This window comes from Pseudomonas frederiksbergensis, from assembly GCF_001874645.1.
In the GTDB taxonomy this organism is placed as follows: domain Bacteria; phylum Pseudomonadota; class Gammaproteobacteria; order Pseudomonadales; family Pseudomonadaceae; genus Aquipseudomonas; species Aquipseudomonas frederiksbergensis_B.
Genome location: NZ_CP017886.1, coordinates 2,259,685 through 2,274,707, shown reverse-complemented (window position 1 = coordinate 2,274,707; position 15,023 = coordinate 2,259,685). Strand labels below are relative to the sequence as shown.

15 protein-coding genes are annotated in these 15,023 nt (G+C 58.7%); 5 read left to right on the top strand and 10 right to left on the bottom strand.

Going from position 1 to position 15,023, the window contains the following annotated elements:
• Positions 1–61: 61 nt before the first annotated feature.
• From BLL42_RS11090 to BLL42_RS11065, 6 genes are all read right to left on the bottom strand, one after another.
• Complete coding sequence (locus BLL42_RS11090) at positions 62–1,195, bottom strand: AGE family epimerase/isomerase (RefSeq protein WP_071552095.1); 1,134 nt, start codon at positions 1,193–1,195, stop codon at positions 62–64.
• 188 nt (positions 1,196–1,383) lie between these two features.
• The gene (gene ureG, locus BLL42_RS11085; RefSeq protein WP_071552094.1) at positions 1,384–1,998 is read right to left on the bottom strand and encodes an urease accessory protein UreG; all 615 of its coding nucleotides are present in this window, start codon (positions 1,996–1,998) and stop codon (positions 1,384–1,386) included.
• A gap of 23 nt (positions 1,999–2,021) precedes the next feature.
• The gene (locus tag BLL42_RS11080) at positions 2,022–2,696 is read right to left on the bottom strand and encodes an urease accessory protein UreF (RefSeq protein ID WP_071552093.1); all 675 of its coding nucleotides are present in this window, start codon (positions 2,694–2,696) and stop codon (positions 2,022–2,024) included.
• Positions 2,693–3,193 carry an urease accessory protein UreE gene (gene ureE / locus BLL42_RS11075; RefSeq protein WP_071552092.1) on the bottom strand — a complete coding sequence of 167 codons (501 nt, stop codon included), beginning with the start codon at positions 3,191–3,193 and terminating at the stop codon, positions 2,693–2,695. The genes BLL42_RS11080 and ureE overlap by 4 nt, the downstream gene beginning before the upstream one ends.
• A gap of 251 nt (positions 3,194–3,444) precedes the next feature.
• A complete protein-coding gene (locus BLL42_RS11070) occupies positions 3,445–4,077 on the bottom strand; it encodes a TetR family transcriptional regulator (protein ID WP_071552091.1) in 633 nt (210 codons plus the stop codon).
• Between the two features lie 156 nt (positions 4,078–4,233).
• The gene (locus tag BLL42_RS11065; RefSeq protein ID WP_071552090.1) at positions 4,234–4,626 is read right to left on the bottom strand and encodes a hypothetical protein; all 393 of its coding nucleotides are present in this window, start codon (positions 4,624–4,626) and stop codon (positions 4,234–4,236) included.
• A gap of 402 nt (positions 4,627–5,028) precedes the next feature.
• Here BLL42_RS11065 and BLL42_RS11060 point away from each other — a divergent pair, with 402 nt between their 5' ends.
• Positions 5,029–7,098: an AsmA family protein gene (locus BLL42_RS11060; RefSeq protein ID WP_071552089.1), complete on the top strand. Its 2,070-nt coding sequence runs from the start codon at positions 5,029–5,031 to the stop codon at positions 7,096–7,098.
• Between the two features lie 83 nt (positions 7,099–7,181).
• On the opposite strand, the gene BLL42_RS11055 is transcribed toward BLL42_RS11060, so the two are convergent.
• A complete protein-coding gene (locus tag BLL42_RS11055) occupies positions 7,182–7,943 on the bottom strand; it encodes a hypothetical protein (protein ID WP_129586950.1) in 762 nt (253 codons plus the stop codon).
• A gap of 44 nt (positions 7,944–7,987) precedes the next feature.
• Entirely contained in the window at positions 7,988–8,746 is a 759-nt protein-coding gene (locus BLL42_RS11050; RefSeq protein ID WP_071552087.1) for a hypothetical protein, read from the bottom strand.
• 388 nt (positions 8,747–9,134) lie between these two features.
• Between BLL42_RS11050 and BLL42_RS11045 the strand changes: the two genes are divergently transcribed.
• The gene (locus BLL42_RS11045; protein ID WP_071552086.1) at positions 9,135–10,025 is read left to right on the top strand and encodes an esterase/lipase family protein; all 891 of its coding nucleotides are present in this window, start codon (positions 9,135–9,137) and stop codon (positions 10,023–10,025) included.
• A gap of 94 nt (positions 10,026–10,119) precedes the next feature.
• On the opposite strand, the gene BLL42_RS11040 is transcribed toward BLL42_RS11045, so the two are convergent.
• Positions 10,120–11,007, bottom strand: coding sequence for a DMT family transporter (locus tag BLL42_RS11040; RefSeq protein ID WP_071552085.1), 888 nt, complete (start codon positions 11,005–11,007; stop codon positions 10,120–10,122).
• Between the two features lie 100 nt (positions 11,008–11,107).
• Between BLL42_RS11040 and BLL42_RS11035 the strand changes: the two genes are divergently transcribed.
• The 3 genes from BLL42_RS11035 to BLL42_RS11025 all read left to right on the top strand — a co-directional run bounded on the left by BLL42_RS11035 (position 11,108) and on the right by BLL42_RS11025 (position 13,449).
• The gene (locus BLL42_RS11035; RefSeq protein ID WP_071555739.1) at positions 11,108–11,896 is read left to right on the top strand and encodes an AraC family transcriptional regulator; all 789 of its coding nucleotides are present in this window, start codon (positions 11,108–11,110) and stop codon (positions 11,894–11,896) included.
• A 71-nt stretch (positions 11,897–11,967) separates the two neighbouring features.
• Positions 11,968–12,273 carry a PsiF family protein gene (locus BLL42_RS11030; protein ID WP_071552084.1) on the top strand — a complete coding sequence of 102 codons (306 nt, stop codon included), beginning with the start codon at positions 11,968–11,970 and terminating at the stop codon, positions 12,271–12,273.
• Between the two features lie 162 nt (positions 12,274–12,435).
• Positions 12,436–13,449, top strand: coding sequence for an AI-2E family transporter (locus BLL42_RS11025; protein ID WP_071552083.1), 1,014 nt, complete (start codon positions 12,436–12,438; stop codon positions 13,447–13,449).
• A gap of 111 nt (positions 13,450–13,560) precedes the next feature.
• On the opposite strand, the gene BLL42_RS11020 is transcribed toward BLL42_RS11025, so the two are convergent.
• A complete protein-coding gene (locus BLL42_RS11020) occupies positions 13,561–14,829 on the bottom strand; it encodes an Hsp70 family protein (RefSeq protein ID WP_071552082.1) in 1,269 nt (422 codons plus the stop codon).
• Positions 14,830–15,023 lie beyond the last annotated feature (194 nt).

Sequence of the window (15,023 nt, the reverse complement as noted above, 5' to 3'; positions counted from 1 at the left end):
TGGGTTGCGATCGCCCATGGGTATCGTCGTAGGAGCTGCCGAAGGCTGCGATCTTTTGCGATCAACCGAAATATTCGGCGAGGCCGCGATAACAGGTCGCCAAATGGTAAGGCGTGGTCGACGGCATGTCCCCGCGGCTGACCGCGCTGTCCCTGTCCAGGCACTCGTACCAGCCACCGGCATGCAGGAAGCGTTGTTGCAATGCGAGCAACTGGCGTTGAATCAACGCTTCGCTGTCCGGGCGCAAAGTCAGGGCTCGCAGGTATTCCGCCTGGGCCCAGATGCGCTGGGTTTCATCGCGGGGGCGACCGTCCAGATTCGGGTCAAGCATGGCCCGAACCGCTCCTGTCTGCTGATTGACGCCTTGTTGCTCGGTAGCACTGAAGGCGCGACTCAAGGACCGGTGCAGTGTTGATCCGCGTAGCAACGCCGAAGACTCGAGCAGGAAATACCATTCGAACTGATGCCCCGGTTCAAACCAGTTATCCACAGCCCCCAGCGGCTTCTCCAGCATCACCCCGTCATCCGGGTGGATGAAGCGCTTGTGCATGCCGTCGCACAGCACAACGAGCGCGGTTTGCACGGCGGTGTCGTCGCGTACGGAAAGCGTGGCGAGGAATGCTTCGGCCAAATGCATCAGCGGGTTTTGCAATGGCCCGGTGTTGAGCGACGACCAGTCGCGGTCGAGGCTGGCTTCGTACAGACCGTCGTCTGTGGCGAAACGCTGCGCAACGACTTCCAGTGCCGCATTGAGCACCGACGCAACCAACGGCTCACGAACCTTGGCCCAGTAATGGGCGCAGGCAAACAGAATGAAGGCGTGGGTGTAGAGGTCTTTACGCTGATCCAGCGGCGCGCCATGGGCATCGATGCTATAGAACCAGCCGCCGTGCTCGGCATCGTGGAAATGCCGTTGTAACGAGCGAAACAGCGCAGCAGCCCGCTCTTCGGCAGCCGGCACGTCTCCGATCAGGCTGGCGAACAGGTACAGCTGTCGCGCGCAGGCCATGGCCCGGTAGCGTTGTGGCGGTAGTGGCCGATGCTCGGCGTCCAGCGCTTCATACGGCAACGCCATGGCTGCGTTCCAGCCGGGCCCTTGCCAGAGCGGCACGATCACGTCCTGGAAGTGCTGCTGCACAGTGGCGAACAGGGCGGTCAATTCAGGCTGGGAGGCGGAGCGGGGAGCGTCGGGCATTGGCTGGCGTCGTCACGGCAGGAGTGTTTGCGCGACATGGTAGCAGAGAGGTCGGCCTGAGAGACGCGTGTTACGGCACTCGCCTCGTAGGAGCTGGCGAAGCCTGCGATCTTTTGATCTTGAAGGCCTACCCCCCGATAAAAGATCGCAGCCTGCGGCAGCTCCTACGCAGGATCAGGTGTCCGGTTTCAGTCCGCTGTCAGAAGCCCCTGGCGTTCGATGAAGGCGATGATTTCTTCAAGGCCCTGGCCGGTTTTCTGATTACTGAAGACGAACGGCTTGCCGCCGCGCATGCGTTTAGTGTCGCTGTCCATCATCGACAGCGATGCGCCTACCAGCGGCGCCAGGTCGATCTTGTTGATCACCAGCAGGTCAGACTTGCAGATCCCAGGCCCGCCCTTGCGCGGCAGCTTGTCGCCGGCCGAGACATCGATCACGTAGATCGTCAGGTCCGAAAGTTCCGGGCTGAAGGTCGCCGACAGGTTGTCGCCACCGGACTCCACCAGAATCAGATCGAGACCGGGAAAGCGTCGGTTCAGTTGATCCACCGCTTCGAGGTTGATCGACGCATCTTCGCGGATCGCCGTGTGCGGGCAGCCGCCGGTTTCCACGCCGATGATCCGCTCGGGGGCCAGGGCTTCGTTGCGCACCAGAAAATCGGCGTCTTCGCGGGTATAGATGTCGTTGGTGACCACCGCCAGGTTGTAGCGATCACGCAACGCCAGACACAGGGCCAGGGTCAGCGCGGTTTTGCCGGAACCCACCGGGCCGCCGATGCCGACGCGCAGAGGTTGTGTGTTCATGTGATTCTCCAAAATAACAGGCCCTAGGAACGGAACAGACGGCTGTACTGGCGCTCATGGGCCATGCACGCCAGGGACAGGCCGAAAGCGGCACTGCCGTAGTGTTGAGGGTCAAGGCTTGAGGCGTTCTGCTGAGCCTGTTGCAGCAGCGGCAGCAGCTCGCTGGTGAGACGTTGCGCGGCTTGCTGGCCCAGCGGCAGGGTTTTCATCAACACCGCCAATTGATTCTCCAACCAGCTCCAGAGCCAGGCGGCCAGGGCGTCTTGCGGGGTTATCTGCCAGGCGCGCGCGGCCAGCGCCCAGCCGAGGGCCAGATGCGGTTCGCTACGTTGTGCGAGAAAGGCGCGGGCGGTGTCATCCAGTTCCGGCAAACCGTTGAGAAGTTGCTGTAGGGAGTAGCCCATTTGCCGGCTCTCCTGATGCAGCTCGCGGGTTTCCCGACTGGCGCGGTGTTCCTCGCTACATTGCAGCAACTGTGGCCAGTCTTCATGGGCGGCGGCGGTGCAATGGGCGAGTAACAGCGGCGCTTCGAAGCGCGCCAGGTTGAGCAGCAACTGATCGCTGATCCAGCGTTTGGCCGATAGCGGATCGCTCACGCGGCCGTTGTCCACGGCCATTTCCAGGCCTTGGGAATAGCTGTAGCCGCCAATCGGCAATTGCGGACTGGCCAGACGCAGCAGCGCCCAGGCCGGGTTCACGTGCGTACGCCGAACTGATGCAGTTTCGGTGGATAGTTAAAGTCCTCGTCGCCGTGTCGCGAATGATGATGGCCACCGCCATAGGCGCCGTGCTCCGGCTGGAACGCTGCTTCGATGTTTTCGGCCCGGGCGCCCAACTGTTCGAGCATGGCTTTGAGCACGTAGTCGTCGAGCAGGCGCAGCCAGCCATCACCGACTTGCAGGGCAACGTGGCGGTTGCCCAGGTGATAGGCGGCGCGGGTCAGTTCGAAAGCATTGGCGCAGGTGACGTGCAACAGCTGTTCGGGACGGGCGCAGACGCGGACGATGCGGCCGTCTTCGGCCTCCAGGCATTCGCCGTCGTACAGCGGCGGCTGGCCGCGCTCCAAAAACAACCCGACGTCTTCACCTTCAGCACTGAAACAGCGCAGACGGCTTTTACTGCGCGCCTCGAAGTTCAGGTGCAACTCGGCGGCCCAGACGGGGTGAGGGTCGACTCTGCGATGAATCACCAGCATGGGAAGGTTTCCGGCAAAGGACAATGCTCAGGTTAGAGCAAGGGGCTTGCCAATCGGACGAGACGTAGGAGAACCCTGTCAGAGCGTAGAAGATGTTTCTGGATGTTGCAGGGTTTTGGGCTGACTTGGTGCGTGATGGTTTTTTCGAGCACCCATTTGTGGCGCATAAAAAAGATCGCAGCCTGCGGCAGCTCCTACAGGGATCGCATTTCTTTGTAGGAGCTGCCGCAGGCTGCGATCTTTTTAAACGATTACTCGGTACTGCCCAACCCTTGCCAATGCTTCAAACCGATAAAAATAAAGCGCAGCTGCTGAGTGATCTTTGCCTGTGGCGTCAGATGCACGGGCAGTGCCTCGGCGGGAGGGTCGATGATGTCGGGAAGGGTGGCGAACACGCTTTTGACGATCAGGTCAGCCATGACCGATAACCCGGCGAAATCGAGGTGTTGCAGCTTGGGCATCAAGGACAGGTCGGCGGCCAGGTCCGAGCTGATGTTTTCGCGCAGTTTGCCGATGGCCAGGCGCACCGGCAGCGAGCCACCATATTGTTCGCGCGCCAGAAACAGGAACTGCGAACGGTTGGCCGCGACCACATCAAGGAAAATTCGCACTGAGGCATCGATGATTCCGCCCATGACGAATTCATTGTGGCGCACCAGGCGGATGGTTTCGCGGAAGGTCTGGCCGACTTCGCTGACCAGTTCCAGCCCTAACTGATCCATATCGGCAAAGTGCCGGTAGAAACCGGTCGGGACAATGCCAGCGGTTTTTGCCACTTCACGCAGGCTCAGGCTGCCGAATCCTCGGCCGCATTCCATCAGGTGGCGGGCAGCGTCCATCAAGGCGTTGCGGGTCTGTTGTTTCTGTTCGGCGCGGGGCAGCATCAGGCGGCTGGCTTCTAATCAAGGACAGCGGCGCACTCTAGCAAATCAGCTTTGCTGGCGTCGAACTTGAGTAAGGGATGCAGAGGGGGAAGTGCGAGCTACATAAAGTCAAAGCCCGATCCAGGGGATCGGGCTTTTTTCCGGGCCAGCATGGCCTTAGCTCAGGCTAGCGTTGCGTTCGATCACGCGGTCACCACCGCCTTCAGCCAGGGTTTGGCCTTGTGGAGTGTGGTCGGAACCGTCAGCGGCAAGGGTCTGGCCTTGTGGAGTGCGATCGGAACCGTCAGCAGCCAGGGTCTGGCCTTGTGGAGTGCGATCGGAACCGTCAGCAGCCAAGGTCTGGCCTTGTGGTGTCTTGTCGTAGCCGTCCTGAGTGATCAGGCCTTTTTCTTTCAAGCGTTCGTTACCATTGGCACCGTCGGCAACAGTTTGGCTATAAACCGAATGACTGGATTTGACTTGCGGAGTTGCCTGGTCGGCAGCTGGCAGGGCAAAAGCAGTGCTGGCTAACATCGAGAGGGTCAGGCTAAGCAGTAATTGGCGTTTCATGATGGGTTGCTCCTTGGGAGGGCGATAAAGTGGGTACGGAGCCAATGCTACTCTCGATAAGTCGATATAAAAGTTCATAAAGGCAATGGTAATAATCAACGGAATTGATTGTTCAGCGGAAAGCCTCTAGAACGGACGTTTCCGGGGAACGCTTTTGCACCGAGGTGGGTATTTTCGACTCACTCACGCGACGGGAAAGTGCGGCGTGGGTAACGGACGCTGGCTGAGTGGTCAGGGACATTGGTTTTTTTTTGCGCCTTATGGGTCTTTGCGTTAAACCTGCGGGCCATTTGCCAGTCGTAGCTCTCATAACGTAGTTCCCACAAACGGCCGATTTCTGGCCTCGCGTTTCTTATGTGCGTCGCAGTTAGGGCGCTGAGTCGTAATCAGGAGCCCTGTGCAATGACGCGCAGTCGTAAAATTCTCGCCTGGGTTGTCGGCGGCCTCGTGTTGCTGATGGCCCTGCTGCTGGTGATCATTGCGTTCTTCGACTGGAACCGGATCAAACCGCCGCTCAACACCAAAGTCTCCGAAGAACTGCACCGCCCCTTTGCCATCAACGGCAACCTGACGGTGGTCTGGAAGCGTGAAATCGATGAAGACGGTTGGCGTGCCTGGGTGCCGTGGCCGCACGTGGTGGCCGAGGACTTGAGCCTGGGCAACCCGCAATGGTCGAAAAGGCCGCAAATGGTCAGCCTCAAGCGCGTCGAATTGCGGGTTTCGCCGTTGGCTCTATTGGCACAGCGGGTAGTGATTCCGCGCATCGACCTCACCGAACCCAATGCCGATCTGCAACGCCTGGCTGACGGCCGCGCCAACTGGACGTTCACGTTCGACCCGAAAGACCCGAACGCCAAACCGTCCAGCTGGGTGGTAGACATCGGTGCGATCGGCTTCGACAAGGGCCACGTCACCCTTGACGACCAGAGCCTGAACACTCAGCTCGACCTGCTGATCGAGCTGTTGGGCAAGCCGATTCCGTTCAGCGAGATCGTCGGTGATAAAGCCGCCAGGAAAGCCCTGGAGAAGGGCTCGGCGCCGCAGGATTATGCGTTTGCGCTGAAGGTCAAAGGCCAATACCACGGTCAGAAACTCGCAGGCGAAGGCAAGGTCGGCGGGCTGCTGGCGTTGCAGGACGCGACCCAACCGTTCCCGTTGCAGGCGCAGGTGAAGATCGCTGACACCCGCGTCGAGCTGGCCGGGACGCTGACCGATCCACTGAACCTCGGCGCGCTGGACCTGCGCCTGAAACTGGCCGGCAGCAGCCTGGGCAACCTTTATCCATTGACCGGCGTAACCCTGCCGGCTTCGCCGCCTTACGCCACCGACGGTCACCTGAGCGCCAAGTTGCACGAGCCGGACGGTGCGACGTTTCGCTACGAAGCATTCAACGGCACCATCGGCGGCAGCGATATTCACGGCAACCTGGCGTATGTCGCCAGCCAGCCTCGGCCCACGCTCAGTGGTGCGCTGATCTCCAATCAACTGCTGTTTGCCGACCTCGCGCCGTTGATCGGCGCCGACTCCAACGCCAAGCAAAAGGCCCGTGGCGGCGAAAGCAAGCAGCCGGCGGACAAGGTGTTGCCGGTCGAAGAGTTTCGTACCGAGCGCTGGCGCGATATGGACGCCGACGTCGAGTTCACTGGCAAGCGTATCGTCCACAGCGAGAAACTGCCGTTCACCGATCTCTACACCCATCTGCTGCTCACCGATGGCCAGCTCAGCCTGGAGCCGCTGCGTTTCGGCATGGCGGGTGGCAAGCTCGATGCACAAATCCGTCTCAACGGTCGTGCCACGCCGCTGGAAGGGCGGGCGAAACTGACCGCGCGCGGCTTCAAACTCAAGCAGCTGTTCCCGAGCTTCGAGACGATGAAAACCAGCTTCGGTGAGCTCAACGGTGACGCCGACATTACCGGTCGCGGCAACTCGGTGGCGGCGTTGCTGGGCAGCGCCAATGGCAATCTGAAGATGTTGATCAACGACGGCGCGATCAGTCGTGAACTGATGGAGCTCGCGGGGCTGAATGTCGGCAATTACGTGGTCGGGAAAGTCTTTGGTGACAAGGACGTGAAGATCAACTGCGCGGCGGCCGACTTCGGCATCAAGAGCGGTTTGGCGACTTCCCGGCTGTTTGTGTTCGACACCGAGAACGCAATTGTCTACATCGACGGCACGGCGAACATGGCCAGTGAGCAGCTCGACCTGACCATCACGCCAGAATCCAAGGGCTGGCGGCTGATCTCGTTACGTTCGCCGCTGTATGTGCGCGGCAAATTCATCAAGCCGGATGCCGGCGTGAAAGGTGTGCCGTTGATGCTGCGGGGCGCGGGGATGGTGGCGCTCGGTGTGATTGCCGGACCGGCGGCCGGGCTGCTGGCATTGGTGGCGCCGAGTGGCGGTGAGCCAAATCAATGCGCGCCATTGCTGGAGCGGATGAAGGCGGGCAAGGCGCCCAAGACCGTCAAGGGCTGAAGGCTGCGCGGTTTGGGCGTTGAGCGCTAATGGAGTTTGACGCACCATTAGCGCGGTAGCGGCCTACTGCATGCTCTGGAGCATCAGCCTTTCATTGAGTGTATGGGTGTCGCTGGATCTATATGAAAAAGGTGGGTGTTTACCGTGCTGCCCAGCTTTCCAGTCACCCGGTTTCTGACGCCTTCGTACTTGTCTTCCTGCAGGTGGGTAGTCCACAAGACGGTCTCAGGATCGTCAAGAATAGCCCGTTGGGAGATCTCTTGATCCAGAATCGTGATGTCAACGGCGCGGGAGGTTTTGAATGAAAGGTGAAATGAAAGGGTTGTTTTGTTTTCGCAGACGATGGTCAGCAGTGTGCTGATGGTGAAGGTGGTTTTTTCACCGGGGATAAGACTGCCTGGGTGAGCGACTGGAGCGTTTTTTCTTTGAATTTTATTCAATACCGCCTTAATGATCGGGGAGTCATCAGGCAGCTGTTTGATGATGGAGAATGCATGGCCAAGCTGTTGTAGTTGCTCTTCCTGTAGTGCGCTGGACAAACCGATTTTTGCAAGACTCAAAAAGCTCGAGGGTTCTTTTTTGATCGTGCGGTTCTCAAAGCTTTTGAGCGCCCAGAACAAGTTGTTGAGGGTCTTTTTATAGTCGGCAAACCAAGTGTCGGGCGTACTGTTGGCGGTTAATTGTGCCAGCAGGCTGGAATGCAGAATGTCTTTTTTAAAATCGTCGGAATGTAAACCGTAAAAAAGTGTAATGTTTCCGTCGACGACGTAAATGTCGGGTGCGGTAGGTTTCATAAAAATTCCGGGTAAATGAAGTGAAAGCGCATGGGCAGGAACAGAGGCCATGAGTGCTCACTGGCCCCGATTCTTATCAGTTTGCTTGAATGTAATTATTGAAAGCCCGGGATACTGTCCAGGTAGTCTTCGGCAGCTTGGCCGAGCTTCCTGAGAACGGATGCACGTACTCCGTCGTAAAGATCAGTATTGAGATAAACGGCCGAGGCTGCCGATTTAATAGCGGTTGATTGAGTGGTCGATTTCCACCAGAGGATACCTCGCTTGCTTTCCCTGACATCCACGGATGTGCAGTTAAGAACCATCATGGGCGAGCCTCCGCGGGTTTGCCAGACGGGGGACATGTCAAACTTGGCTTCATAGCCAACTTTGGCATTGCGATTGTAAATGCTGATCAGCCCCTGATCATCTTTGACGCCTGCCACCGCTTTGCCTGTGAGCGCCAGCAGTTGAGGGGCGTTAGCGCCCACCAGCCCCTGAAGTATCTCAATGGCGACAGCATCCATGGTGAGTCCGGTCTTTTTGATGGTTATATTCTTGACTTGGGATGCTTGAGTGACCCAGCCAAGTTTGGCAAGACTCTCGGTGTAATAGGTATACCACTCGTGCAGTTGTTTGATCGGGTCATATTTTTGTGAGGCGGCGTTCTGGACAAGTAATTTGCAATTATCAACGTCTTTACGGTTTTGATCCGAGACGCCCGGCATGTAAATATTCATCATTTCCGGGCCGACCGTGCCACTTTCTTTGTTGGGGTCGGTCGGTGGGCTGAAGGTCGCTATTCGGGGTGTGAAGTTTGATGCGGGTAACGCAGGAAGTGTATCAATGAACTCGAGTCGTTGTTCCATGTGCATGGCGGTAGTCCTTTACTAAGTTAATAGGGCAAGTCATAGGCTTGCGAGGCCAAAGATAAATTAATCGTTCAGAAAGTCCATGAGCGCTTTGTAACTGGATAGTTGTTGAAGTGGGCGCTGGATAGGGGGAGTGAAGCGTGTGTGTGGGCTGTTGAAGTTGTTGGGCGTTGGCGTGTATGAACGTGTGAGTGATGGGCAAGGCCAAAAGTTTTGTTCGATCTGGTAATCCCGAAATGATCGCGGTCAGCAGGCGGTGCCTGCCGGGGGACGCAGGAGTCGCGCAATGTCATAGACTGGTCGTGAAAGCGTCATCTTCGGTGGCGATGCTTGAGGCCGACGTCTTGCATCCCGCCTTGGGCCTTTTCATCGATCACAAGGATGTCTGCCCATGTCGCAAGAAACCGCCACGCGTTACCCCTTGGTGCTGGTTCCGGGAATGCTCGGGTTTATTCGCCTGCTGCTCTACCCGTACTGGTACGGGATCATCCCGGCGCTGCGCCGGGGTGGGGCGACAGTGATTGCGGTACAGGTTTCGCCGGTCAACTCCAACGAAGTGCGTGGTGAGGAGTTATTGACGCAAATCGATGAGATATTGCGCGAAACCGGTGCGAGCAAAGTCAATCTGATCGGTCACAGCCAGGGTTCGCTGACCGCCCGTTATGCTGCCGCCAAGCGCCCGGACCAGGTGGCCTCGGTGACCTCGGTAGCCGGGCCTAACCAGGGTTCGGAGTTGGCGGATTATCTGCACAAACACTATTCGCCCGACAGCGCGAAGGGACGTGTGCTGAGTGCCTTGTTGCAGCTGGTTGCATGGTTGATGGGCCTGTTGGAAACCGGTAATCGCCAGCGTAAATGGCCGGTGGATGTGCATGCCTCGCACAACTCGCTGACCAGCGAAGGGGTCGCGTTGTTCAATCAGCGTTACCCACAGGGATTGCCCGAGACTTGGGGCGGGCATGGGCCGGAGTGGGTCAACGGCGTGCGCTATTACTCATGGTCCGGGACCTTGCAATCGGGCAAGACCGACCGTGGCGGCAATCTGTTCGATGGCACCAACCGCAGTTGTCGGCTGTTCGCCACCACCTTCGTCCGTGAAGCCGGGCATTGCGACGGTATGGTCGGGCGTTACAGCTCTCACCTTGGCACGGTGATTGGTGATGAATATCCGCTGGACCACTTCGACATCGTCAACCAGTCGCTGGGGCTGGTGGGCAAAGGCGCCGACCCTTTGCGGTTGTTTGTCGAGCATGCGCAGCGGTTGAAGGCGGCGGGGGTGTGAAATTTGTGTAGCAGACAAGATCGCAGCCTGCGGCAGCTCCTACAGGCAACTCCCCCCGTAGGAGCTGCCGCAGGCTGCGATCTTTAACAGTTCATCAGGCAACGCAGGTCTTGCGGCCCAACACCAAGGTCCAACGCTCCGAAAGAATCACCCCACCCAACGTCAGCACTCCACCTACCAGGTGGTACAGCGCCAATTGCTCATGCAGCACCACCGCCGCAATCAATGCCGTAATCAACGGCAGCAGGTTGAAGAACAGCGTGGTTCGGCTTGGCCCCAGACGCACCACCGCTTGCATCCACGCCAGTGGCGCGAGCATCGAGGCCAGCAGGCAGGCATAAAGCACCAGCGGAATGTTCTGCAAGGTCGGGCCGACTGTTGGCGAGGCCATGAACAGCGGAAACAGTACCACCACCGCCACCAGCACCTGCAAATACAACAGCACCAGCGGTGGCAGGCGCAGCTGCCATTTTTTCAGCAAGGTGCTGTAGACCGCATAGGCCAGTGTAGCGATCAGCATCATCGCATCGCCCAGGTTGACCCCGTGTTCCAGTAGCGCACCCAGGCTGCCAGACGACACCACCACCAGCACGCCGGCAAACGACAGCACCGCACCGGCCAGCGCGCCGGCCGTCAGCCGCTGGCCGAGGCTGATAATGGCCATGGCCAGCGACATCAACGGCATCAGCGACAGGATGATGCCCATGTTGGTGGCCGAGGTCATGGTCGCGGCGAAGTAGGCCAGGCTTTGATAGACCGCCATACCGAGCACGCCGAGGATGAAGATCTTGCCCAGGTTCGGGCGAATCTCCGTCCAATGGTTCATCACCGGTTTGAGCATGAACGGTGTGAACAGAATCCCGGCGAGCAGCCAGCGATAGAAACCGATCTCGGCGGGGAAGATCGCGCCGACCGCCAGTTTGTTGATCACGGTGTTGCCGGCCCAGATGAAAATGGCCAGCAGGGGATAAGCGTATTGCATGGGAAAAACCAGAACGTTCGTTAATGAAGCGCAATTATCCGCCTGTCTGGATGAAAGCCTATACTGCGATCCAGACAACCTGCCTCTGAATACGGACAGCATGAACAGTAAACACATCGATCTGCTGGATTTCAGCGAACTGCCGGCCCCTGTGTACTTCCGCTATGCCGACTTTGATGCTCACCGCTTTGCCTCGGCTCACTGTCATCCATGGGGCACGCTGGAGTATTCGGCCCACGGCGTATTGCACATGGAAATCGGCGGCAGCCGCTTCATGTCGCCGCCGCAATACGCGGTGTGGGTGCCGCCGCACACCGAGCACAGTTTCTACAGCAACCAGCCGATTAATTACCGCGCTGTTTGCCTCGCGCCGCCGCTGTGCCGCGACCTGCCGCAGCAGGCCTGTACGCTGGCGATCAGTGACATTCTCAAGGCGATTCTCAAGGACTTCGCGGCCCGCGACGTAAAGATCCCCGAGAGCCCGGCTGACAAGCGCTTGGCCGAGGTACTGGTCGATCAGCTTCAACAGGCGTCGGTGCATAACTGTTATTTGCCTTACGCCAGCAGCGCCGGACTGCTGAGTGTGCTCGAAGCCTTGCAGGCGTCGCCGGGCGACAATCGGCCACTGGTGCAGTGGGCGGAGCAGATCCACGTCAGCGAACGAACCCTGGCCCGGCAATGTGTTCGAGAACTGGGCATGAGCTTCGGTGAGTGGCGCCAACGCTTGCGTTTCCTGGCTTCGATCGAAGCACTGGACAGCCCGCGCAGCATTCAGGAGGTCGCTTTCGATATGGGTTACAGCACGTCGTCGGCGTTTATCGCGATGTTTCAGCGCCAGGCCGGTTGCACGCCCGAGCAGTATCGACGGACCACTCTGGAGAGTCGGTGAGGGTGTAACAGGCTTTGTCTACACTCATCTCGAGGCCGCGCCCATCGGCGCGGTAACAAGGAGAAAACTCCATGAAGATGCTGCGTATCCCTTTGTTGATGATCGGTCTGTTGCTCTGTTCCCAGGGCTTTGCCGCCACGGCTCAACAGAACAAAATGACCACCTGCAATGCCGACGCCACCGCGAAAGCCCTCAAGGGTGATGAGCGCAAAACCTTTATGAGTACCTGCCTGAAAGCCGCGCCGGCAGCAGACGCGGCCAAGACCATGACACCTCAGCAAGAGAAGATGAAAACCTGCAACGCCACCGCCACCACGCAGGCACTTAAAGGCGATGCGCGCAAAACCTTCATGAGCGATTGCCTGAAGAAAAAATAAATATCGAAATATCGAAAGATCGCAGGCTTCGCCAGCTCCTACATGAGACCGCGATCCTCGTAGGAGCTGCCGCAGGCTGCGATCTTGCGGGTCATCCGCTCGCTTCGCCGCTCGAAGGCTGGCAGACTGCCAATCCTTTAACGCCGTTTGTTTTGAGGCTGTATGCCAACGTTTTCTCAGCGTCACGTGTTGCTGTTGGTCAGTTGGGTGATCATTTTTGGTGGTTTGCTGCTGGTGTTGCCGCTGCGACTGTTGCCCAGTCTGCTGGCCGGGTTGCTGGTGTTCGAACTGGTCAACATGCTCACCCCGCAGCTGCAACGACTGATCGAAGGTCGGCGGGCACGCTGGCTGGCCGTGGCCTTGCTTGGCACTCTGGTGGTCAGCGTACTGGCGCTGATTTTTGCCGGTGCTATCAGTTTTCTGCTGCATGAAGCGGAAAACCCCGGGGCTTCCCTGGACAAATTCATGCTGGTGGTCGACAAGGCGCGCAGCCAGTTGCCTCCATTCATCGACGCTTATCTGCCGGCCAGCGCCGCCGAATTTCGCGTGGCCATCGGCGAATGGCTGAGCAAGCACCTGAGCGACTTGCAACTGGTCGGCAAAGATGCAGCGCACATGTTCGTCACGTTGCTGATCGGCATGGTGCTGGGGGCGATCATTGCCTTGCAACGCGTCCCTGATCTGACCAAACGCAAACCCTTGGCGGCGGCGCTGTTCGACCGTTTGCACCTGCTGGTTCAAGCGTTTCGCAATATCGTCTTTGCGCAGATCAAGATTTCCCTGCTCAACACCTTCTTCACCGGGATCTTCCTGGCGGTGATCCTGCCGTTGTTCGGGATCAAGCTGCCGCTGACCAAAACCCTGATCGTGCTGACCTTCCTGCTGGGCTTGCTGCCGGTGATCGGCAACCTGATCTCCAACACGCTGATCACCATCGTCGGCTTGTCACTGTCGATCTGGGTCGCGGTGGCGGCGCTGGGTTATCTGATCTTTATCCACAAGCTGGAATACTTCCTCAACGCGCGGATCGTCGGCGGGCAGATCAGTGCCAAGTCCTGGGAGTTGCTGCTGGCAATGCTGGTGTTCGAAGCCGCGTTCGGCCTGCCGGGGGTGGTGGCGGGGCCGATTTATTACGCGTACTTGAAGAGCGAGTTGAAGCAGATCGGGATGGTCTGACGTATAGCCCGTAGGCCGTAGGAGCTGCCGAAGGCTGCGATCTTTTGATCTTCTTCAAGTAAAAGTCAAAAGATCGCAGCCTTCGGCAGCTCCTACGGGGAAGGTTGTGATTCAGCAGCCGTAACGCTTCATGGCCTCGATCGCCAACCCGCTGCCGATGCTGCCGAAGATATTCCCTTCCACATGCTGCGCATTCGGCAACATCGCCGAAACACTGTTACGCAGCGCCGGAATGCCGCTCGAACCACCGGTGAAGAACACCGTGTCCACCTGATCGACGCGCACATTGGCGTCGTTGAGCAATCGGGTCACGCTGTTGCGCACCCGCTCCAGCAGGTTATCGATGGCCGACTCGAACAGCGCCCGGCTCAGCTCTACGCTCAAACCCGGTTCGATCCGGTCCAGCGGCACATGACGACTGTCAGCGTGGGTCAGCTGGATCTTGGTTTCTTCCACTTCCATTGCCAGCCAATGCCCGGCGCGCTGGTCGATCAGCTTGAACAGGCGGTCGATGCCGCCGGTGTCTTCGATGTCGTAACGCATGCTGCCCAGGGCCAGGGTCGACTTCTGCGAGTACACCGAGTTGATGGTGTGCCAGGTCGCCAGGTTCATGTGGTGGCTGGTGGGCATGTAGGCGCCGCTCTTCATCCGGCTGCCATAGCCGAACAGCGGCATCAGGCCTTGCAGGCTCAGTTGCTTGTCGAAATCGGTCCCGCCGATGTGCACGCCGCCGGTGGCGAGGATGTCGTCGTGACGGTTGTCGTGGCCGCGTCGCTCAGGGGACAGGCGAACCAGAGAGAAGTCCGAAGTACCCCCGCCGATGTCGACGATCAGTACCAGCTCTTCCTTTTCGATGGTCGATTCATAGTCGAACGCTGCGGCAATTGGTTCGTACTGGAACGAGACGTCCTTGAAACCGATGGCACGGGCCACGTCCACCAGCGTGTTCTCGGCTTCCTGGTCGGCCATTTCATCGTCATCGACGAAAAACACCGGGCGCCCCAGCACCACTTCTTCGAATTCTCGACCGGCGGCGGTCTCGGCACGCTTTTTCAACTGGCCAATGAACAGCCCGAGCAGGTCCTTGAACGGCATCGCCGTGCCCAGAACGCTGGTGTCGTGCTTGATCAGCTTGGAGCCCAGCAGGCTCTTGAGCGAGCGCATCAAGCGGCCTTCGTAGCCTTCCAGGTACTCGTGCAGCGCCAGCCGGCCGTACACCGGGCGGCGCTCTTCCATGTTGAAGAAGACCACCGACGGCAGGGTGATCTTGTCGTCCTCCAGCGCGATCAGCGTTTCCATGCCAGGGCGCAGCCAGCCGACAGTGGAGTTGGACGTGCCGAAGTCGATACCGCAGGCACGGGCTGGAGATGCGTTTTTCATGTCTTTCGAGTTCCGGTTAAAAAACGGCCGCGCAGTGTATGCCAGAGCGGCGAAGAATCGAAGGCCGACTATCTGCTAATTCGCACCTTTAAGCGCCTTGAAAGACTATCCTTGTTCCCCAAACTTACAGGCATGAGCCTGGCAGCCATTCTGCAATCAAGTGATCCGCCCCGGCTGCCGATAAACTTCTGATG